The sequence below is a fragment of the Pedobacter sp. BS3 genome (assembly GCF_008274585.1).
GTDB lineage: Bacteria > Bacteroidota > Bacteroidia > Sphingobacteriales > Sphingobacteriaceae > Hufsiella_A.
Map to the genome: position 1 here is coordinate 32,077 of NZ_VTRT01000001.1, position 21,266 is coordinate 53,342.

23 protein-coding genes are annotated in these 21,266 nt (G+C 43.4%); 3 read left to right on the forward strand and 20 right to left on the reverse strand.

Annotated elements, in window-relative coordinates:
* Positions 1-16: 16 nt before the first annotated feature.
* Genes FW774_RS00085 through FW774_RS00095 form a run of 3 tightly spaced genes read left to right on the forward strand, consistent with a single transcriptional unit; the run spans position 17 to position 1,376 of the window.
* On the forward strand, positions 17-325 hold the full coding sequence (locus FW774_RS00085) for a DUF4286 family protein (RefSeq protein WP_149346132.1): 309 nt from the start codon (positions 17-19) through the stop codon (positions 323-325).
* Positions 322-870: a dTDP-4-dehydrorhamnose 3,5-epimerase gene (gene rfbC, locus FW774_RS00090; RefSeq protein ID WP_149346133.1), complete on the forward strand. Its 549-nt coding sequence runs from the start codon at positions 322-324 to the stop codon at positions 868-870. Before FW774_RS00085 ends, rfbC begins: the two co-directional genes overlap by 4 nt.
* Positions 871-911: 41 nt before the next feature.
* Entirely contained in the window at positions 912-1,376 is a 465-nt protein-coding gene (locus FW774_RS00095; protein WP_149346134.1) for a DinB family protein, read from the forward strand.
* 179 nt (positions 1,377-1,555) lie between these two features.
* Here the strand turns inward: FW774_RS00095 and FW774_RS00100 are convergent, their stop codons facing one another.
* The 20 genes from FW774_RS00100 to FW774_RS00195 all read right to left on the reverse strand — a co-directional run bounded on the left by FW774_RS00100 (position 1,556) and on the right by FW774_RS00195 (position 21,083).
* A complete protein-coding gene (locus FW774_RS00100) occupies positions 1,556-1,759 on the reverse strand; it encodes a hypothetical protein (protein WP_149346135.1) in 204 nt (67 codons plus the stop codon).
* Between the two features lie 338 nt (positions 1,760-2,097).
* A complete protein-coding gene (locus FW774_RS00105; RefSeq protein ID WP_149346136.1) occupies positions 2,098-2,937 on the reverse strand; it encodes a flagellar motor protein MotB in 840 nt (279 codons plus the stop codon).
* A 97-nt stretch (positions 2,938-3,034) separates the two neighbouring features.
* Positions 3,035-3,697: a DUF2461 domain-containing protein gene (locus FW774_RS00110; protein WP_149346137.1), complete on the reverse strand. Its 663-nt coding sequence runs from the start codon at positions 3,695-3,697 to the stop codon at positions 3,035-3,037.
* The gene (locus FW774_RS00115) at positions 3,694-4,086 is read right to left on the reverse strand and encodes a DUF983 domain-containing protein (RefSeq protein ID WP_149346138.1); all 393 of its coding nucleotides are present in this window, start codon (positions 4,084-4,086) and stop codon (positions 3,694-3,696) included. The genes FW774_RS00110 and FW774_RS00115 overlap by 4 nt, the downstream gene beginning before the upstream one ends.
* 6 nt (positions 4,087-4,092) lie before the next feature.
* Entirely contained in the window at positions 4,093-4,284 is a 192-nt protein-coding gene (locus tag FW774_RS00120) for a hypothetical protein (RefSeq protein ID WP_242457659.1), read from the reverse strand.
* Between the two features lie 168 nt (positions 4,285-4,452).
* A complete protein-coding gene (locus FW774_RS00125) occupies positions 4,453-5,046 on the reverse strand; it encodes a DUF420 domain-containing protein (protein ID WP_149346140.1) in 594 nt (197 codons plus the stop codon).
* Positions 5,047-5,049: 3 nt separating this feature from the next.
* Positions 5,050-5,754, reverse strand: a complete 705-nt coding sequence (locus FW774_RS00130; RefSeq protein ID WP_149346141.1) for an SCO family protein — start codon at positions 5,752-5,754, stop codon at positions 5,050-5,052.
* Positions 5,754-6,104 (reverse strand): cytochrome C oxidase subunit IV family protein, encoded by a 351-nt coding sequence (locus FW774_RS00135; RefSeq protein WP_149346142.1) that lies wholly within the window; start codon positions 6,102-6,104, stop codon positions 5,754-5,756. Before FW774_RS00135 ends, FW774_RS00130 begins: the two co-directional genes overlap by 1 nt.
* A 19-nt stretch (positions 6,105-6,123) precedes the next feature.
* Entirely contained in the window at positions 6,124-6,837 is a 714-nt protein-coding gene (locus tag FW774_RS00140) for a cytochrome c oxidase subunit 3 (RefSeq protein ID WP_149346143.1), read from the reverse strand.
* A gap of 10 nt (positions 6,838-6,847) precedes the next feature.
* A complete protein-coding gene (locus FW774_RS00145; protein WP_187774760.1) occupies positions 6,848-7,426 on the reverse strand; it encodes a heme-copper oxidase subunit III in 579 nt (192 codons plus the stop codon).
* 198 nt (positions 7,427-7,624) lie between these two features.
* Positions 7,625-8,494: a heme o synthase gene (cyoE, locus tag FW774_RS00150; protein ID WP_149346145.1), complete on the reverse strand. Its 870-nt coding sequence runs from the start codon at positions 8,492-8,494 to the stop codon at positions 7,625-7,627.
* Positions 8,495-8,499: 5 nt separating this feature from the next.
* On the reverse strand, positions 8,500-9,570 hold the full coding sequence (locus FW774_RS00155; protein WP_187774761.1) for a COX15/CtaA family protein: 1,071 nt from the start codon (positions 9,568-9,570) through the stop codon (positions 8,500-8,502).
* Positions 9,571-9,642: 72 nt separating this feature from the next.
* Positions 9,643-11,529: a cbb3-type cytochrome c oxidase subunit I gene (locus FW774_RS00160; RefSeq protein WP_149346146.1), complete on the reverse strand. Its 1,887-nt coding sequence runs from the start codon at positions 11,527-11,529 to the stop codon at positions 9,643-9,645.
* 19 nt (positions 11,530-11,548) lie between these two features.
* A complete protein-coding gene (locus FW774_RS00165; protein WP_149346147.1) occupies positions 11,549-12,868 on the reverse strand; it encodes a cytochrome c oxidase subunit II in 1,320 nt (439 codons plus the stop codon).
* A gap of 27 nt (positions 12,869-12,895) precedes the next feature.
* Positions 12,896-14,116, reverse strand: coding sequence for a quinol:cytochrome C oxidoreductase (locus FW774_RS00170; RefSeq protein ID WP_149346148.1), 1,221 nt, complete (start codon positions 14,114-14,116; stop codon positions 12,896-12,898).
* A 15-nt stretch (positions 14,117-14,131) separates the two neighbouring features.
* Positions 14,132-14,719 carry a cytochrome c gene (locus FW774_RS00175; protein WP_317132747.1) on the reverse strand — a complete coding sequence of 196 codons (588 nt, stop codon included), beginning with the start codon at positions 14,717-14,719 and terminating at the stop codon, positions 14,132-14,134.
* Entirely contained in the window at positions 14,712-15,248 is a 537-nt protein-coding gene (locus tag FW774_RS00180) for a DUF3341 domain-containing protein (RefSeq protein ID WP_149346150.1), read from the reverse strand. Before FW774_RS00180 ends, FW774_RS00175 begins: the two co-directional genes overlap by 8 nt.
* Before the next feature lie 12 nt (positions 15,249-15,260).
* Positions 15,261-16,727 (reverse strand): NrfD/PsrC family molybdoenzyme membrane anchor subunit, encoded by a 1,467-nt coding sequence (nrfD, locus tag FW774_RS00185; RefSeq protein WP_149346151.1) that lies wholly within the window; start codon positions 16,725-16,727, stop codon positions 15,261-15,263.
* Between the two features lie 20 nt (positions 16,728-16,747).
* Positions 16,748-19,762 carry a TAT-variant-translocated molybdopterin oxidoreductase gene (locus tag FW774_RS00190; protein ID WP_149346152.1) on the reverse strand — a complete coding sequence of 1,005 codons (3,015 nt, stop codon included), beginning with the start codon at positions 19,760-19,762 and terminating at the stop codon, positions 16,748-16,750.
* Between the two features lie 40 nt (positions 19,763-19,802).
* Positions 19,803-21,083, reverse strand: coding sequence for a c-type cytochrome (locus FW774_RS00195; RefSeq protein WP_149346153.1), 1,281 nt, complete (start codon positions 21,081-21,083; stop codon positions 19,803-19,805).
* Between the last annotated feature and the right edge of the window lie 183 nt (positions 21,084-21,266).

Here is a 21,266-nt window from a genome sequence, read left to right on the forward strand (position 1 = left end):
GCTCGTATCTTCGCACATGCTATTATATAATGTTACAGTTATTGTAAATGAAGCAATAGAAGATGCCTGGCTTGCGTGGATAAAAAATGAACATATTCCTGAAGTAATGTCTGCCGGCGCCTTTGTTTCTCAACGACTGTTAAAAGTACTTAACTCGCCAAACGAGGGCGTTACCTATTGCCTGCAATACATTGCAGATTCCCAAAATGCCATCAATCATTATTCGTTAACATTTGAGCAGGAGCACCTGGCACAACATTATCAGAATTTTGGCCAGGGTGTTGCCTTGTTTAATACACTTATGGAATTTATAGACCACCAATGAATTTTATAGAAACGTCTATACACGACCTGCTCCTGATTGAACCTAAGATCTGGAGAGATGAACGCGGTTATTTTTACGAAAGCTACAACAATAAGGTATTTGCCGAAGCCGGTATTCATGCAGAATTTGTCCAGGATAATCAATCGTTCTCACAACGGGGCACTTTACGCGGATTACATGCGCAGGCTGATCCATTTGCGCAAGGCAAACTGGTTAGGGTAATACAGGGAAAAGTGCTGGACATCGCCGTAGATATCCGGAAAAGCTCACCTACTTATGGCCGGCATTATTCGGTTGAGTTATCGGGCGAAAACTTCAGGATGTTATGGGTTCCACCTGGTTTTTTGCATGGTTTTGTAACCCTCGAAGACCAAACCATTTTTTCTTACAAGGTTACTAACCTATATAACAAGGCATCTGAAATTGGTGTGCGCTGGAATGATCCGGATCTGAACCTGGACTGGGGAATTGACCCCGGCGAAGCCATACTATCTGAAAAAGACCAGGTATTGCCTTTCTTTAAAGACTTACAAAGTCCCTTTTAATTTTTAAGCGCTGTTTGATAAAACACTATTACTACAATATAATGAATCATTCTTTTGACATACTGAAAACCACCCGTAACAATTTCCTGGCATTAACAGAAAATCTTTCGCTTGATGATCTGAATAAAATTCCGGCAAACTTTAATAATAACATTATCTGGAATCTGGGGCATATTGTCTCATCACAGCAATCGCTTTGTTATAAACTTTCGGGACTCACGCCGCATGTTAGTAATGAATTTATGGCTAAATACGGCAAAGGAACCAAGCCGGAAGGCCCGGTATCGCAGGAAGAGGTTGACCTGATCCGCTCGCTGGCGATATCTTTAGCCAATCAAACTATAGCCGATTACCAGGCCGGACTGTTTAAAACGTACACCGAATATACCACCAGCTATGGCATTACCCTGCATAACATAGATGAGGCTATTTTATTTGTAAACACACACGAGGGTTTGCACTATGGCTATGCTATGGCTCTGAAACGGGCAATCAGGATGTATTGAGGCTGAGGATAAGATTGAGGGTTGAGTTATGCTATTAAAAGGCTACCTGAGTATTGAGGCTTACAAAGTTTACTTTTCAGCTTGATATTAAACTTTGTAAGTCTATAAACGCAAACATGGAGTCTCACCTCGGCTCTCTACAAAGAAGAGGAAGCCAACTTATGAGTGACTTTAGACAATTAGCTTCTTAATAAAATAGTGGCGTATAAGCCTAGTATCATTATTGTAAGCGTTATAAAAATACTAAGCTGCCATCTGCCTTGTTCCTTAAATCCTCTTTCCAAATCTTCTTTGGTAGCCAGATGCCTTGTTTGTTGCTGAATATCTTTTTCTATTTTTTCTTCTATATATGCTGTAAGATTTTCTGCTGTTTCTTTACCCATAAAGCATATAAATGTGTTATAGATACCATACTCATAAACTATTCTTTTATTAATAAATAGTTTAAATATACTAATTTATATAAAAGGGCTCAAACAAATATTTGTTGTCGTCCATTTTAACCTAAAATCGCAATTCTCCCTGCTGCCTTTCGGTTCCTACTTTATCAGATTACCTATGCAAACCGCAGGGTAAATGTATTAAGGATAAGATTGAGGGTTGATTTAAAAAACCTCACAGGGTTTTTAAAATCTGTGAGGTTCTATGCCCGGGCTAATCTTTGTTCTTCAATGTCGTTTTGCTTTTGGCCTTAGACCTTTAGCTCCCTGCCTTTCAGCTCCTATTTTATCAGATTATACAATTCGTCGAGCTTCGGCGAAAGCACAATTTCTATACGCCGGTTATGGCTCCGTGCTTCGGGAGTATTGGCTGCATCAATAGGCTGATACTGACCCTTACCTGTTGCAGTGATGCGGTTATTCTCAATTTTTTGCACTTCGGTTAAATACCGCACAACCGATGTAGCCCGCAGCACGCTCAAATCCCAGTTATCCTTAATTTGTCCCAGGTTAACCACCTTTTGATTATCAGTATGACCCTCAACCGAAATATTAATATCAGGTTGGGTTTTCAGCACTTTGGCCAGTTCAGCTAAAGCCTGCTTACCTTTCTCATCAATAATAATGCTGCCACTGCTAAACAGTAGCTTATCGGTTAACGATACATACACTTTTCCATCACGAATATCTACCGATAAGCCGCTTTGTTTAAAGCCAAGCAATGCCTGCTGCAGTTTTTCTTTCAATGCATTGGTAGCGGCATCGCGTTTACGCAGGGCTTCTTCTACTTCCTTCAACCGTGCTTCACGTTTCTTCAGGTCTTCAGACAGCTTGTTAATTTCTGATGAGCTGTTTGCTCGTAGCAACGCATAGTTTTTATCCAGACCAGACACTTTACTTTCCAGCTCAGCGATACGGCTGTTCATACGTGAGGTATCGGCTTTCAGACGTTGTACCTCTTCTTCCAGGCTTCCTATCTTCACGTTTGCCTGATCCCAGCCTGCCGAAAGTGAATCCCGCTGCGCTACCAGGGCGTTAAACTTTTTGGTTGACAATACTACGCAGGAATTTAGCGAGGCAGCTAAAAAACAAGCGAAAATGATAAGGAATAATTTATTCATGGCCATTAAGTCAAAATTCAAAAGTAAAAACAGTTAACATGCTATAAGCAGGAACAACAAAAATAAATTTACACATCAGTTCATCATTTAACTGATGCTAAGCTGTTGCGTTTCGTAAAAATTCCATTAACGGATATGCCGCCCGGTAACGATCTGCCAGCAATTGGTCGGCATTAGCCCGTAAAAAGTCATCGTCTTTCAGATCGCAGGTTATAATATAGCTCTTTAAACGCAGGTATTTTATATCAGGATGAGAGGCTTCGTAGCCTTTCGGCGATGTTTTGAGCGTATCTTCGTAAGACAAGTCGTTGAAAAACTTCTTAAATGCAGGCTCGTTCAGAATATGATGAAAATCTGCCGCGTTATAATCGATCTCCTGCCGGTAAGCTTTTAGACGATCCGCCTCCGGCTGCCAGTCGCCGGCAGCCAAAAAAGATTTGCCCGGCTCAATATGCAGGTAATAACCCGGCCCGTTAAAATTTTTCCCGTTAGGGGATATGCCGACTCCAAAATTAGTTTTATACGGTGTTTTAATTTTGCTGAAACGAATGTCGCGATAAATGCGCATGACACAATTCCTGGCGCTTAAATCCGCAGGTATCAGGGGATCTACAGCCGACAGTAATCTGATCTGATTGGTTACAAAATTCAGTATGTTTTCTTTCTCTGTTTCGTACCGGCTTTTATTGGCCAAAAACCAGTCGCGGTTGTTGTTGGCCGCTATATCTTTTAGAAATGAAAAAGTAGTTTTAGCTATCATTCTGTATCAAATGCTGCGTTATATTTTACTTTTGGCGTTAGCAGGTGCAATAAAATCACCCGCGAATACCTGAAATTAAAGGGAGCCAGCAACAACATACCGCCAAGCACTACACCAATATAAAGCCCTATCTGTTCATACTCTATGCTACCGGTTACCAGGTAAGTAAGCACACCTAAGGCCACCATTTCGGCAGTGCTCATGGCATAGCTTACATACATGGCCGCATAAAAATAGCCCGGCTCTATCTCAAAACGCAGTCCGCAATGCGAGCAAAGCTCATTGACATGCTGCGCTCTGAAGCTATAGGCAGGCCCCTGAAACATACGGCCACGCCTGCATCTCGGACATCTGGCATGTGTAATAGCATAGAGTTTGGATGTAGCCATATAGCGCTAATTCAGGTGTATCTTCTGATCTTTAATATCTACATTAATGTTCTTACGGCGATATTTTTTATACCAGACAAATCCTACCACAGCTACCGCGACATAAGGCGCAGCCAGTAAAAACAAAATCCCATCATTCAGGCCTTTACCATCTGTATTGCCGTTCTGCACAGAATTTTCCGCATTTAAGGTACACATAGCGCACTGGCTTTGTGCCCGATGTGCAGGGAGAACTAAGAAACTTATGAATGCAACTGCAATAACAACTAACCTTTTTACTGTCTTCATTGCTTTCTTCTTTATTTGGAGCTTTTTGATACCTGCACAACAATTGTTGCAGGATACAAAGTTAACGAATAATATCCCTTAAAACGTATAATAAGGGGATATCATTACATAAACTATTACCCCGGTTACCGTTACGTACAGCCATATCGGGAAACTCCAGCGTACCAGCTTACGGTGACGGTTTACCTGCAGCCCTCCATCCGGATGTCGGGCCTGCAATCCCCGGTAAAAGCTCAATAAAATCAAAGGTAACACGGCTGCTGCCAAAATGATATGCGTAACTAAAATGATATAATAAATGTACCGTAAGCTGCCGGCGGCTTCTTTTTCATACAACGATAAGGTACCATCGTGATCCAGATCGCCGAAACGGGTTTCGGGGGCCAGGTAATGAAACAGGATATACGACACCAGGAACAACGATGATAAAATAAATGTCAGGATGTTAATACGCATGTGCATGGTTACGTTCTTTCGCCTGATGAAATACAGGGATATCAGCAGCAGAACGGTGCATGTTCCGTTGATAATGGCATTTAGTTTAGGCAGAAAATAAGTAAATGATGGCAGGGTTTGGGGAGCCGGAATAATCTTCCGGTTCAGGATAACCACCACCAGGAATACAAAAACGGAAACTGCGGCTACCAGCCTGAAAATCACTTTATCGCTCATAATTTACATTTCGGCAGCTCTTATCTGCCGTAGCTCTTCTACGATTAATACCTTTATTTCGTCAATTAACTGATCTACCTGTTCTTTGGAATTCGAGTCGTAATAGCCGCGTATCCGCTTATGCGGATCTACCAGGATCAGCATCGGGCTGTGGATATAGTTCGGCGATGCAGAAAGGGTATGTGTTAACGCATCAACCAGAAATCCGTCATGTGCCAGCCCGAAGATCTGCTGCTGGTTGCCGGTCAGGAAATCCCATTTGCCGGATGATGCCCCAAACTGTGCAGCATACTTCTTTAATACCGAAGGGGTATCGTAATCCGGGTCTACCGTTATGGATAAAAACCGCAAAAAATCGTTCTTTTTATACCGCTCTGCAACCCGCTGCATTTCGTTGTTCATGTTACGGCAAAAGCTGGGGCACCGGGTAAAAAAGAAATTGACTACGTAAATTTTATTGGTATCTGCCGGAAAGGAAACTGCTATGCTATCCTGGTTAAGCAGCTTAAAATCGCTGATAGTATGATAGATCGTATCGGGGATCTGCTTACCGTGCCAGGTATGAAATGTTTTGGCTACCTGTTTGGGGCCATAGATAGCCAAAGGCTTGTAACGGTTTTTCCCTTTTTCTTTTAGTAAATAATATAAAAATCCCGGTAGGGCTAAAATAGCTACCAGGATCAGTACTTTTTTTATCGGTATTTTCATTAGTTCATGTGCACATGCAAGTAGGTACCTTCTGTAAGTAACAGGATAATAAAATATATAACCAGCACCAGCACGGCCACAATGGTGGTTTTAAATGCAACCCGTTCAAACTTCAGGTGCATAAAATAAGCAACAATGTAAAATGCTTTTAAAAGTGTTAACACGATATATATGCAGTTTCCTACACCGTGCGACAAATGTTTTCCCGGCAGCACCCATAACGCGATGATAAATTCTACAATGGTTATTGCCAGCAGGATACCAAATACCTGCCAGATTTTTCTCCTGGTCATGCCTTCATGCTCTTCATGGGCATGTTCTTCTGCTGCATGTATATTTTGATCAGTCATAAAATTGATGCTTTAACTGTTAAACTAAATAAAAGAAGGTAAATACAAATACCCAAACCAGGTCTACAAAGTGCCAGTACAGCCCTACTTTTTCAACCATTAAATAGCTGCCGCGACGGGCAAACGTTCCGCTTATGGTCATGAACAGGATAATGATATTGATAAGAACTCCTGTAAATACGTGGAACCCGTGGAAGCCGGTAATGGTAAAGAACAGGTTGGCAAATTGCTGCGCAGAAACTTCTGATACAGGCTCTGTAAAGAAATGTTTCAATTCTTCTACCGGCGGAATGCTGCCCCACCAAAAGCCTTCGTGATGCAAGTGTGTCCATTCGGCAGCCTGGCAGCCCAGGAACATTAAACCACCTATTACGGTAGCTATCATCCAGCCAATAACTTCTTTTTTAGCATTTCTGTGTCCTGCTTCTACGGCCAGTACCATAGTAACAGAGCTCATGATCAGGATAAAGGTCATAATACCCACAAAAACCAGAGGATAGCCGGCATCTGCAAGCCCGGGAACCGACTGGAACACCAGGTCTGGATCAGGCCATGTGATTTTGCTGAAGCGCTGTGCTCCGTAATAAATCAAAAATGCCGAAAATGTAAATGCGTCTGACACAAGGAAAAACCACATCATGATTTTACCATACTCAATAGAGAATGGCGATTTACCACCATTCCAGGGTCCGGTTTTAACCTCGTCTAATTGTGATACAGCAGTAGTACTCATTTATAAAAAATTATTGGTTCAAAAGTAAGAAAACATATATATAAATCCATAGTATATCTATAAAATGCCAAAAGATAGAGGTTGTTTCCAGCCTGAACATATTGCGCACTTGTGATATATTCCTGATTTTACCGATAAGGGCCGTAAGTACCATGATCAGACCGGCAAAAATGTGCAGCAAGTGCATACCGGTAAACACGTAAATGAATGATTGCGAAGCGTTATAATTTATAAAATAAACGCCCTGTTTGATCAGCGTCCCCCAGGCTGTTAGCTGTGCATAAAAAAAGGCAATGCCCAGCAATATGGTCAGCACCAAAAACAGCTTCTGTTTGCCAAACTGCAGGCGCTTACCCGACAGGTATGCCAGGTGCATGGTCACACTGCTTAATATGATAATGGCCGTACTGTAAATAAAGGTATGCGGTAATATGGTTTTTATACCGCGGTTAGGGCTTCCGGCAGTGTACACAATAAATCCACTGGTGAAGCCGGCAAATAATATGAATGACGAAACAATAAATAACCAAACCAGAAACTTCTTCGCCTTCAGATTCTGCCTGTCCTGTTCTGTGGGTATTTGTGCCATAATTAAGTTAAAAGTCAAAAGTACAAAGTTAAAAGTTGAGCACAGCGAAACCGGTATTCACGCTATATCCTTGGTCTGTCCCCTGACAGACCAATTTCTCCATCCTGTCAGGGGACAGGCCGGGGCAAGAACATTCAAAACCAGTATCCGCTTCAATCTCAAAAAAATAATGTAAAATCATATCCGTGCGGTTTAAACTCATTTTACAATAAAATCAAATAATAATACCAGTTGCACCACGGGCAAATAAAAAAACGACCCGAACATCACCTTGCGTGCCGAGGCAATATCCAGTTTCCATACCAGCTGCCAGGCAAACCAGCAGAATATCAAACCGAGTACCAGCGATACGCCGCCAATGATATAACCACCAAATCCCATAATTGTGGGCAGTAAGCTTACCGGAACCAGTATAATGGTTGATACCAGCGTAAATATTGCGCTTACGCGATCGCGTTTGGTGGTAGGCAATAAACGGAATCCTGCTTTTTTATAATCATCGTCCAGCACCCAGGCTATGCCCCAGAAATGCGGGAACTGCCATACAAACTGTATCAGGAATAACACAATGGGTATCCAGGATATCCGCGGATTATCAAATGCTGCAAAATAACCGATCAACGGGGGCAATGCTCCCGGAAACGCACCAATAAACACGGCAACAGGAGACTTGCGTTTCATTGGCGTATAAAAAAATGCGTACAAAAATATAGAGAAAACGGAGAGTATACCGGTAAGGAAATTAAGCTTTACCAGCACTAATGTTCCTGTAAGACCCATAAATAAGCTCAATACCAATGCCTGTCCTGTGGTCATCCTTCCGGCCGGGATCGGCCGGTTGCTTGTACGTGCCATCAGCTTATCCAAATCTTTCTCTATAATTTCGTTAAACCCGTTTGCCGCTCCCGTTACCAGGAAACCGCCAATGGTTAAAATAACCCAGTTTACCCAATTTATATTTCCCTGCTCTTTGCTTCCTATCAAAAATGAAACCGATGCAGAAAACACCACTAAGAAGGTTAGCCGTAACTTAATTAATTTCTTAAAATCCGATAAAAAGCCGTTCACTTATATTACGCTAATTTCCTGCTATAAAGCCGTTTACGGCTTAATATTAATATTAAATAAAACTGTGCGCCAAACAATAGCGTGGCCAGCACCAGGTGCACTGTCTGAGCTACAGCGGGTAACGCCCAATACGATAGTATGATACCGCTGATCACCTGCAATACGATCAGAGCAGCCGTATAGGTTACATACCTGAACCGTTCCCCGGAAGGGGAATAATTGCTGCGTATAATAAAAAATAACGCACCATTAATTACCAGTACCAGCAAGGCCATATCACGATGGGTATTAAATACGCTGCCAACCTGGCTTAGCCATTCGCCCCGGTTAACATAACCCATAGCGGATGCTATCGCATCTACTCCTTCCCTCACTTCGGTACCGATAGTGATCTGCACAATGGTTAACAACAAGGCTATGATAGCCAGTCCTTTTGCCCATTTCACGTTTTTGATAGACAGCAGCATCCTGTTTCGTAATATGCGGGCCTGGTAATACGTATAAATGCTGATAGCCAGTATCACTAAAGCCAACAGCATGTGTACCGTTACAATCCAGGCCAGCAGGTTGGTTGATACTACAATAGAACCCAGCCATCCCTGGAAACCAACCGCCACCAGGTTAACAACACTTAAAAAGAATATACGCTTACGCGATTTAAGATAGGTTACTGAAAACAGCGCACAGCCCAACAAAGCCAGACCGCTCAAAACACCTATCACACGGTTCACATATTCTGTCCAGGTTTTTACGGCGTTAAAATCCTCCGGTTGTAAAATAGATTCATCATGCCGTATGCGATCTGCAAGCTTAGTATAGCCTAAGGCATCCAGCATGTTGGCAAACCGTTCATTCTTCGCCACCCGTTTACTTACATAATGCTCTTTATATCCTTCGGGTAACTGACTGGCTGATGTTGGCGGAACATACTGGTTAAAACATTTCGGCCAATCGGGACAACCCATTCCAGAACCTGAGCTTCGCACTACTCCTCCCGCCAGTATCACCGCAAAAAGAGCCATAATAGCTATACGATTAACTATTAAAAACCGCTTTTCGCCTGGTGGATATATCATGAGTATATTAAAAAAATGGGGTATCTGTAAGTAGTTCTTACAACAGATACCCCAACTTATTTTGTTAGCTAATTAGTCAACCCGTTGGGTTTCATGCTGCTTGTTCCACTCTTCCTGTATACGCTCTGCTTCGGTATTGCCTTCAAAATCATGCGGCAGGTTCGAGCTCATAGTTTGAGAGAAAGGAACAGTTTGAGGTATAAAATCTTCCGGATGTCCGGGCTTGCTGTAATCATAAGGCCAACGATATACGGTTGGTATTTCGCCGGGCCAGTTGCCATGAAGACGCTCTACCGGAGTTGTCCATTCCAAAGTATTCGACTGCCATGGATTTTGTGATGCTTTCTTTCCATAGAAAATAGAATGGAAGAAATTGTACAGGAAGGCTATCTGTCCTAAACCTGCAATAATGGCAGCCCACGAGATCAGCTTATTAACAGTTAACCACTCTTTCATAAACTCAAATTCGGTAAAGGCATAGTACCGGCGTGGCACACCGTCCAAGCCCATAAAGTGCATGGGGAAGAACACCAGGTAAGCGCCGATAAATGTTATCCAGAAGTGCAGATAACCCAATTTCTCATCCATCATACGGCCAAACATTTTAGGGAACCAGTGGTAAACACCGCACAGCATACCAAAAATTGCCGCTGAACCCATTACCAGGTGGAAGTGGGCAACTACGAAATAGGTATCATGTAACGGAATATCCAATGCGGCATTTCCTAAGAAAATACCGGTTAATCCACCTGAAATGAAGAATGAAACCAGCCCGATACCGAACAGCATGGCTGGAGAAAACCGGATATTACCCCGCCATAAGGTAGCCAGGTAATTAAAAGTTTTTACTGCCGAAGGTACCGCAATGATCAGGGTAGTGATCATAAATACGCCGCCCAGGAACGGATTCATCCCGGTAACGAACATGTGGTGTCCCCAAACGATGAACGATAATACCGCGATACCAATCAACGAATACACCATGGCATGGTAGCCGAATATCGGCTTACGCGAATTGGTGGATATTACTTCTGATGTGATACCGAAAGCCGGCATAATAATGATGTATACCTCAGGGTGACCCAGGAACCAGAATAAGTGCTCAAACAGGATAGGGCTACCTCCCTGGTTTGGTAAGATCTGTCCCGAAAGAACAATATCCGAAAGATAGAAGCTGGTACCGAAGCTGCGGTCAAAGATCAGCAGCACCACGCCGGCTACTAAAACCGGGAATGATAACACACCTACAATGGCAGTGATGAAGAACGCCCATACAGTAAGCGGCATTTTCCATAAGTCCATTCCTTTTGTACGCATGTTCAGCACCGTACTGATATAATTCAGCGATCCCATAAGGGATGAAGCGATGAACAATACCATACTGATGAGCCAGAGGGTCATACCTGTACCCGACCCCGAGATAGCTTTTGGCAGTGCCGATAGCGGCGGATATATTGTCCAGCCTGCACTTGCCGGCCCGCTTTGTACAAAGAAAGATGAAAGCATGATCACGCTGGAAATAAAGAATAACCAGTATGACAGCATGTTCAGGAAAGGCGAAGCCATATCGCGGGCACCGATCTGTAATGGAATAAGCAGGTTACTGAATGTACCGCTCAACCCTGTGGTCAATACAAAGAATACCATGATGGTACCGTGTATGGTAACCAGCGCCAGGTAAAAATCGGGTTTTATACGCCCGCCTTCAGCCCATTTACCTAAAAAGGTTTCCAGCAACGGAAATGTCTTATCCGGCCAGCCCAGCTGTATACGGAAAAGGATAGATAAAAACATCCCGATCACTGCCATAATAATCCCTGTGATCAGGAATTGCTTGGCAATCATTTTATGGTCCTGGCTGAAAATATATTTGGTCAGGAAAGTTTCTTTGTGATGGCCATGAGCACCAAAATGGTCGTCGTGATGCTCTATTGTAGTATACATTGCTGTGCTTGCCATGATCTCTGTCTATTAAAAATTATTTTAACGCAATTTTATTATTCTCTTCACTTGCTGCTTCTTTCGATGCCATCTGAAGCTCTTTCTTTACATCGTCGTTATAAAACAGCGGTTGCTTAGCCAACCATTCCTCATATTCTTTTTCTGATACAACGGTAACTTTAGCCTGCATGTTGTAGTGACCGGCACCACATATTTTAGCACAAAGCAGGATATAGTCATACGTCGGGTTTTTCATCTTTACCCGCATTTCTGCTGTAGTAAAGCGTGGCGTAAACTGGAAGTAGGTAGGCATACCCGGAACAGCATTGATCTGTACTTTAAACGCCGGGATATAAAAACTGTGTATAATATCTTTTGAATTTACAGTAACACGTACAGGCTTGTTAACCGGCAGTACAATTTCGCCGCCCAGTTTATCGTCCCAGCTATGCTGATCTTTGAAATTGATACCTAATGAGTTGGTAGGGGTGATCAGCTTGTAATTTTTAACACCTAACTGGTTATCGGCTCCTGCATAACGGATATTCCATTTAAACTGCTCGCCGGTTACTTCCATGCTGATGGCTTTTTTCTGCTCAGCTTCGGGCACATTGGTAATGCTGCGCCAGGTTATAAACCCGTAAAGTACCAGGATTGCCAGCACTACCGCCGGAACAATGGTCCATAAACGCTCTATCGCGTTATTATGCGGGTAATAATATGCTTTACGTTTTTCCCGGCCACGGTATTTAATAGCAAAGCCAAATAACAGGAACTGGGTAATGAAAAATACGATCAATGTAATTATCGATGTTATGGTAAACATCTGGTCAAGGCGTATACCGTGCACCGAAGCAGATTCATGCACACTCATTGCTCCCTGCACTTTTAACGACCAGTAAGCACCGTATAATCCTGCTACCAGGGCAATACCCATCAGCACACTCTGAATAATATTGGCATTGTATTTTTTCTTCTTGCCCTGCACTTCGTTGGTTTGCTCATAAACCTTCATGGCCTTACCAATAATGGCCAGGAAAACACAGAACAAAATGAACAACAAGGTGTAGTAAGCGGCAGTTTTGTATGTTTCGGAATGATCTACCTCAGGTTTTGGAGCGTCTACACCACCACCTGTCCACGATAACATCATGGTATCTACATCGGTAGATATGGCAGGCTGTTGCGCAGCTAATGAAGCCGACGAATTATTACTAACAGCACTGTCTGTTGCAGCAGTATTCGAAACAGAAGTTGAATCGGTGGCCTGTGCATACACCGGCGCCTTAACTGCCAGCATACAAACAACCAGCAATGCTAAAATTGGCTTTATCTTAAATAAATTTCTCAAACCCATTTTTTTATCGTCAATACGTGTATAAGCTTATATATGATGGTGCAAACTCTCTTCAAGGAACGGATGCTTAACCGGAATCAGTGAATGTTTACTTAATGCATTAAGTGTTAACAGGCTGAATAATCCGGCAAAACCTAAGGCTGTTCCAATTTCTACAATGCCGAATGTCCGTTCTGCACCTACTGTGCCGGGCATGATCATAATGTAATAATCCAGCCAGTGACCACAAAGTAATAATATGGCTACAAAAAGTAACGTGGTCTCACGGCGTTTTGCATCACGGGTCATTAATATCAGCACCGGCGATACAAAGTTAATAATGAGGTTTAACCAAAACCAGGGTTTATACTCAGGTTCCCATCTTTTGTAAAAATAAACGGTTTCCTCGGGCATGTTCGCATAGTAGATCAGTAAGAACTGGGCAAACCAAACGTAAGTCCAGAAAATAGAGAACGCAAATATAAACTTACCCAGATCATGCAGGTGGTTTTCATTGATCCACGACATGTATCCGCTTCTTTTCAGCAAAATGGCAATTATCGTGATCACGCATAAACCGCTAACCCACATCGCTGCAAAGTTGTACCAGCCAAACATGGTAGAGAACCAGTGCGCTTCCAGCGACATGATGGTATCAAATGCCCACAGCGGTGTTGTAAATCCAAATATCACCAGGAAGAATACCGAGTATTTGAATGATTTCTTATACGAACTTAAACCGCCTTCCAGGTCTTCATTAACAGAAAGCTTAGCCAGCGTTACTGCAAAGAAGCTATATAAAGCCAGGAAGCCAACCAGGCGTATCATAAAGAAGGGCACGTTCAGGTAACCTGACTTACCGGCTATGATAGCATCATAGTTCGGGCTGTTTGGATCTGTTATGCCGTCGGCATGCCAGTGGTGATATAGTTCATGCGTAGCTAAACCTGATGCACAGATAATAATTAATATGATTGAAGCTACCGGCAGTACCCGGGCCATTGCCTGCGGAATACGCAATAAACCGGTGGCCCAACCGGCCTGGGCAACATATTGTATGGCCAGGAAGAATGCCCCGGCAGCACATACGCAGGCAAAATAATACCCCATCAATAACAGGTTAGCAAATGTGCGCTCGGTATGGTGTGTTAAAAAACCATAGGCAATTGCAAGTACACCAATAACGATGGCTATTAAACTCCAGGTTTTGGGCTTTCCTGAAAAGTCAAAGCGTTCAGTGAAATTATGAGTATGATTATGAGTTCCCATCTGTTTTATAGCGGTTTACTGTAATTTTTGTAATTCATGTACGTACAGAACAATTTTCCAGCGTTCTGACGGTGTAAGCTGATAACGGTGAGGCCCCATCAGGTTTACACCGTAAGTTATGGTATGGAATATCTTTCCATCGGTAAGGTCTTTCATAGCGCCGCCGCGAGATGAATTACCTTTTGAATACGATGGCGGAGCCGGAAATTTGCCGCGTTGTACGATAGAGCCATCACCTTGTCCGGTTAAGCCGTGACAGTGTGAGCACATCTTCAAAAACAACATCTTACCATCATACAGGTTGGCGCTGTCTGCCGGCAACGGATTTTTCAGGTTCTTGCCTGCTGCTTCATAACCTTCCAGTGTATTCGGATAGTCTTCTGCCGGCTCATCAAAACCTACAGGCACAGTGTGCGGCGGAGGTAGCTGAGCGGTCATACCATTTTTAAAATTCTTATTAGGCTGGTCCGGATTATAACCAATCGGGTCGTACATGTTACGGGCATATTCCAAACCTGTACTACGCTTATCAGAACAAGAAGACACGATAGCAATAGCTGCTACAGCGAAAAAAGCAGCGCTTATTATTCTGAGCTTATTCATAACTAACATATTTTCTTTCATTGTGCTTAATTTCTACAGCACCTGCTTCTTTTAATAAATTATCGATTTTTTCAGGGTACGGATTATGCTTCGCATTAATAGCGATAATGAAACGATCGTCTGTTGCCCTGAGGTCCATTACACGAGGTGCACGTCCCGGGAACAAATGGTTTCTGAAAAAGAATGTAAAACACATTCCGTATGATGCAAAAAGCACCGTAAGCTCAAACATGATCGGAATAAAATCGGGCATAGCAAAAGCCGGTTTACCGCCGATATTCATGGGCCAGTCGTAAACCAAACAGTAGTACATCAGACCAAATGCGAAACATGTACCGGTTATACCGAAAAGAAACGCAACAATCGGAAGCCTTGAGCGCTTAACACCCAATTTTTCTTCAATACCATGTATCGGCATCGGCGTAAACACATCATAAATGCTGATGTTGTTCTTTTGCAGCTGCTCTATCCCGTGCATCATATCATCGGGATCTTCAAAATGACCTAAAATATATTTTGTATTGCTCATTTTTAATTTACGCTAAACGGTTTCTACTTCTGAAACGCTGTCAAATTTCTTTAACGACTCCTGGTAAAACTCAGCATATTCTTTTTCTACCTTGCCTTCGCGGATCAGCTTTTGTTTAGACTGGTCGCTTGAGCTCTTCAGCAGCAGCTTAACTTCTGCCATAGCGATAGACGGTAATACTCGAAGGAATAACAGGAACAAGGTGAAAAACAAACCGATAGAACCTACAAACACGCACACATCCACAATAGACGGGTAAAACATGGCCCAGCTTGATGGCAGGTAATCACGATGCAATGAGATAACGATAATTACGAAACGCTCAAACCACATCCCGATATTTACCACGATAGACAGCACCCATGAAATACGGATGTTTGTCCGTATCTTTTTAAACCACATCAGCTGCGTCATCAGTACGTTACAGCCGTACATCATACAGCCTGCCCACCAGTACGGACCGGTAAAGCGGTTCAGGAAAGTATATTGCTCATATTCACTGCCAGAGTAATAGGCAATAAAGAACTCGGTAAGATAAGCTATACCTACAATTGAACCTGTTACCAGGATAATTTTGTTCATCGATTCGATATGAAACATGGTGATATAGTTCTCAAAGCCCATTACCTTACGTACAATGAGCATAAGCGTTTGCACCATAGCAAAGCCCGAGAAGATAGCACCCGCAACGAAATATGGCGGGAAAATGGTAGTATGCCATCCCGGTTCCAGCGAAGTTGCAAAGTCCATAGATACGATAGTGTGCACTGATAATACCAACGGTGTAGCTACACCGGCCAGGATTAAACACACTGCTTCAAAACGTTGCCAGGTTTTTACCGAACCGTTCCATCCGAAAGAAAATATGGAATAGATACGGCGGCGAAGACCGGTAGCACGGTCGCGGATAGAGGCAATATCAGGCAAAAGACCGGTGTACCAGAATACTAACGATACGGAGAAATACGTAGAGATAGCAAATACGTCCCAAACCAGCGGCGAGTTAAAGTTAACCCACAATGAACCGAACTGGTTAGGAAGCGGCAACGGCCAGTATGCCAGCCAGGGACGCCCCATGTGCGATACCACGTAGGTGGCGGCACAAATTACGGCAAAGATGGTCATGGCCTCGGCAGAACGGTTGATAGAGTTTCGCCAGTTCTGGCGGAAAAGTAACAAGATGGCCGATATCAGCGTACCAGCGTGACCAATACCTACCCACCATACGAAACCGGTAATATCCCAGGCCCAGCCAACAGTTTTATTCAAGCCCCAGGCCCCAATACCTGTCCAGAACGTATAGCTGACTGCACAAACCCATACCAGGGCAAAAGTGGCAGCAATACCAAAGCCTATCCACCATGCTTTATTAGGTTTGTTCTCAACGGGAATAAGAACCTCCCGCGTGATTTGCGCATAAGTAATATTCTCGCCGGTAATTAATGGCTCTCTTAATATTGATTCCTTATGTGATGACATATTCTATTCTATGTTTAATATTAAGCCTCTACTGTATTTCTAACTTTTACCTGGTAGCCAATGCCCGGCTGTGTACCAATTTCTTCCAGTACATAATAGGTGCGCTCGCTCTTCAGGGCTTTTGCTACTTCAGATTCAGGATCATTCAGATCGCCGAAAATAATAGCGCCTGCAGTACATGCCTGCTGACAGGCCATCTTAATATCGCCGTCTTTCAACACACGTTTATCCATCTTCGCCTGAAGCTTACCGGCTTGTATTCGCTGGATACACATCGAGCATTTTTCCATTACACCTCGCGAACGCGGCGTAACATCAGGATTAAGCAGCAGCTGGGTAAACTCGTTATTCAGGTAGTTATCAAAGCGTGAATCGTTCCAGTAGTTAAACCAGTTAAAGCGACGTACTTTGTACGGACAGTTGTTTGCACAGTAACGTGTTCCTACGCAACGGTTATACGCCATGTAGTTCAACCCGTCTGATGAGTGTACGGTTGCCAGTACCGGGCATACGGTTTCGCATGGTGCGTGGTCGCAATGCTGGCAAAGCATAGGCTGGTGTACAACCTTTACATTGTCCAGGTTTTCCATACGGGCGATCTCGCCTTCTTCGGTAACCGATTTTCCGTCTTCCTCAAAGCTGTAGTAACGGTCAATGCGTATCCAGTGCATCTCACGGCGGCGACGTACTTCATCGCGTCCTACAACAGGAATATTATTTTCTACGTTACAAGCTACAATACAGGCTCCGCAACCGGTACAGGCATTCAGATCGATAGCCATTACCCAGTTCTGGCCGGGCTTTTCGTAATCGTACCACAGATCGAATTCTTTGGTATCGGTGCGTTTCCCTGAACCTGCGGCAGGGTTTTTCAGGTATTCTTTAAAGGTGGTTTCGCGGATAACGTTACGTCCTTCTATAGAATGGTGTGTCTGCGTTTGCGCCAGCTCATGGGTATCGCCGGTTTTGTTGAAGGTAACCGTAGAGGTATAGCGTTTGGTACCATTTACCAGGCTTGTGAACGGATAAGCATTTTGTCCTACGCCGTTTCCGGCCTTACCGGCTTTGGTACGACCATAACCTAAAGCTATAGAAACTGTTCCCTGCGCCTGTCCGGGCTGGATTAATACGGGTAATACAACCGAATATCCTTTTGAATCTTTGATTTCTATCAGGTCAAACTGCGAAAGTCCAAGTTTCTCGGCATATTTCGGGGCAATGGCAGCATAGTTATCCCAGGTAACTTTTGATACCGGATCAGGCAGCTCCTGTAAATATGCATTATTTGCATAGCGGCCATCGCGGATAGCAGAACCTTCATAAACATGAAGCTCTATATCTTTGGCAAGCTCTTTACTTTGACTAACAATAGTACTTACAACCGCTGCAAGCGACAAATTAAATGAATATGCTCCGGCAGGTTTTTCGCCAGTGTAAATAAAGCCTTTTTGCAACAGGCCTCTCCAGGTCTGACCGGTTTGTGCCAATACGGTACGCTCCCAGTTGTTGCGTACATACTGGTAGTAATCTTTCACCGGGGCATCGGCCCAGGTAAGCAGGCTTTCTTCTGCCTGGCGGGAATTATAAACCGGATTAATGGCAGGCTGCACAACGGTGTAATATCCTTCGAAGGCATTTTCATCACCCCATGATTCCAGGTAATTGTGATTGATAGCGATTACGTTACATAACGAAGCGGTTTCATCTTCACGGTCAGCGAATGACACGCGTAAGTCTACTTTTTTAAGCGCTTCGGTAAATGCCTTGCTATCAAAATAATCGTAAGCGGGATTGGTATCCAGGAAAAATACAGCGCCAACTTCGCCACGGCTCATCTCGTTGATGAATTCGGCAAACTCGGCATCGTTACCTGCATATTGATAAGATGGATTGTCTAAATCGATAGTAGCGCCGTAGCTGCCTAACGCGGCATTGATAGCGTTTACCAGTATCTGGATAGAAACATCATTTGAACCTGAAACTACCAGTGCACGGCCTTTTGCGTTAACCAGCTCTTTAGCAGCCAGCTTAACTACCTTATCGGCTACGGTATTTGCCAAAGGTTGTGTACCCGGCAAAACAGTGCCTGTTACGGCATTATACAAGGCGATAAGCGCCAATCCCTGCTCTGAAGGTTTTACAGGGACACGTGAATCGGCATTTGTACCTGTAAGGCTCATACCGGTTTCGAACTGGATATGCCGCGACATTTTTTTGTTAGCCAGCGATTTTGCATTCCGGTTGCTAACGTATTGTTTGGTGTATTCTTCAGGGGTGATCCAGGTTCCCAGGAAATCGGCACCGAAGCTTACAATGACATCGGCCTTATCAAAACGGTAACGGGGTAAAACGGCTTTACCGAAGCTATTCTCGTTAGCTTTGATAATACCGGTATACGATACCGCATCTATATTAATGTGTTTTGTATTGGGGTATTGCGCTGTAAAATCGGCAATAACCGCTTTGGTTGACGGGCTGTTTACGGTTGATGATATGATACGGATCTTTTTACCACCTGCCTGTACTTTGCTCAATTCGCCTTTCACAAAGCTGTCTACTTTGTCCCAGGTAGCTTTTGAGCCGTTTAATTGCGGATCCTGAAGTTTAGAAACATCGTACAGGTCTAACACAGAGGCCTGAGCCTGCGCATCTGTACCACCGTTTCCTAATAATCCTGACGGGTTACCTTCAATTTTGATCGGACGGCCTTCGCGGGTTTTTACCAGGATACTCTGACCTTTATAACTTGATACGTAATAATTAGGTATGCCCGGAATAACTTCTTCGGGTTTTACCAGATACGGAATGGATTTATGCACGGGTGTACGCTGGCATGCTGCCAGTGATACGGCTCCAAGTCCGAAACCCAGTGCTTTCAGAAAATCACGGCGGGGAGTAACTGTGTTTAATCCTCCTTCGCTCAACACCTTTTCTATTGGTAATTCTTCCGCAAATTCATTCTTATTGGATTCAACAAATTCAGGTGTCTGATGTAACTCTTCTAAACCTTTCCAGTATTTTTTATTGCTTTCCATTTAAGCCTTATATAACTGTAATTGTACGTTCTTTTAACTATTAATAATGGCACTTACCACACTCTGTTCCACCCAGCACAGCGGCCGTAATTTTCTCACCTTTCTTGATCTTATCATGAGCAGCGATCAGCTTGTCATAATAAGCATTGCCTTTGTGGTTAACTTCGGTTGCTTTATGACAATTGATACACCATTTCATGGTTAAAGGTGAATACTGGTACACTTCTTCCATGGTCTGGATAGGACCGTGACATTTCTGACAACGTATTCCGGCAACTTTTACGTGCTGAGAGTGGTTGAAATATGCAAAGTCGGGAAGGTTGTGGATACGCACCCATTCAATAGGTTTTTGATTGGTGCCGTATTGACGTGTATCAGGGTTATAATCTAATGCGGTGTATATTTTTTGTATCTCCGGCGAGATCTGACCGTTGTATTTGTCTGATGCTGTTACATAATCGTGGCAGTTCATACATACGTTCAGCGATGGTATAGATGCATTCTTTGAGCTATATGCACCGGTATGACAGTACTGACAGTCTATTTTATTGATACCGGCATGCAGCTGGTGCGAGAATTTAATAGGCTGTACCGGCTGATAACCTGTATGAACACCGGTGTTCCACATGCCCATCCAGCCTGCCGAACCTAAGAATATCACCACCAGGATAATTACAAAGAATACAAACTTCTTATTCTTAAGCAGGCGTTTGAACTTAACGGATGCATTCTCTTCCGCTACTTCTTCCTCAACTTCTATACCTTGTTTCTTAAGCAGCAGGCGATCCAGGTTTTTAGATACCCGGCCAAGCACCACTACCACAAACAGGGCAATGATGATAACCAGCACCAAGCCTCCCAGCATCACATCGCTTACACCTTCCTGTGCGGCAGCACCAGCTTCGCCGTTGGCGGCAGCGGCGCCTCCTGCAGGAGCGGCAGGCTTATCGCCTTCTTCCTTAATATAAGCAAGAATGCTCTTGATGTTATCATCAGTAAGCTCAGGGAATGGTGTCATGGCTACCTTATTGTTTTCTTCAAACAATTTCTTAGCAGCCGGATCGCCCGATGCGATCAATGCCTGTGAGTTCTTAATCCATTTCAACAGAAATGCTTCGGGGTGACGATCATTAACACCCTTCAATGCCGGGCCAACCACTTTCTGGTTCAGGGCGTGGCACGACGTACATTTTTGCTTAAATAATGCTGCCCCTTCGGTTGCGCTTTGCGCATTCGTTACCGAAACTGCAACAAAATTTAATAATAGAAATAAGAGTAAAGATTTTACAACACTTCTAAAAAACAATGAGAGTTGACTCATATTGAATGCTTTATTCTATTTTTAATTGAAATTTTTACGAAAAGCGGGCTGATTTACATCTGCTTTGCATTTCGGTTGACAAAAGTATAATTAATTCGGCTATGCCTGACATTTTAATGACCGTAATTAATAATTTATAATCGTTCTAAACTAAATAAAAAAGTGGCTTCATAATAAACTGAA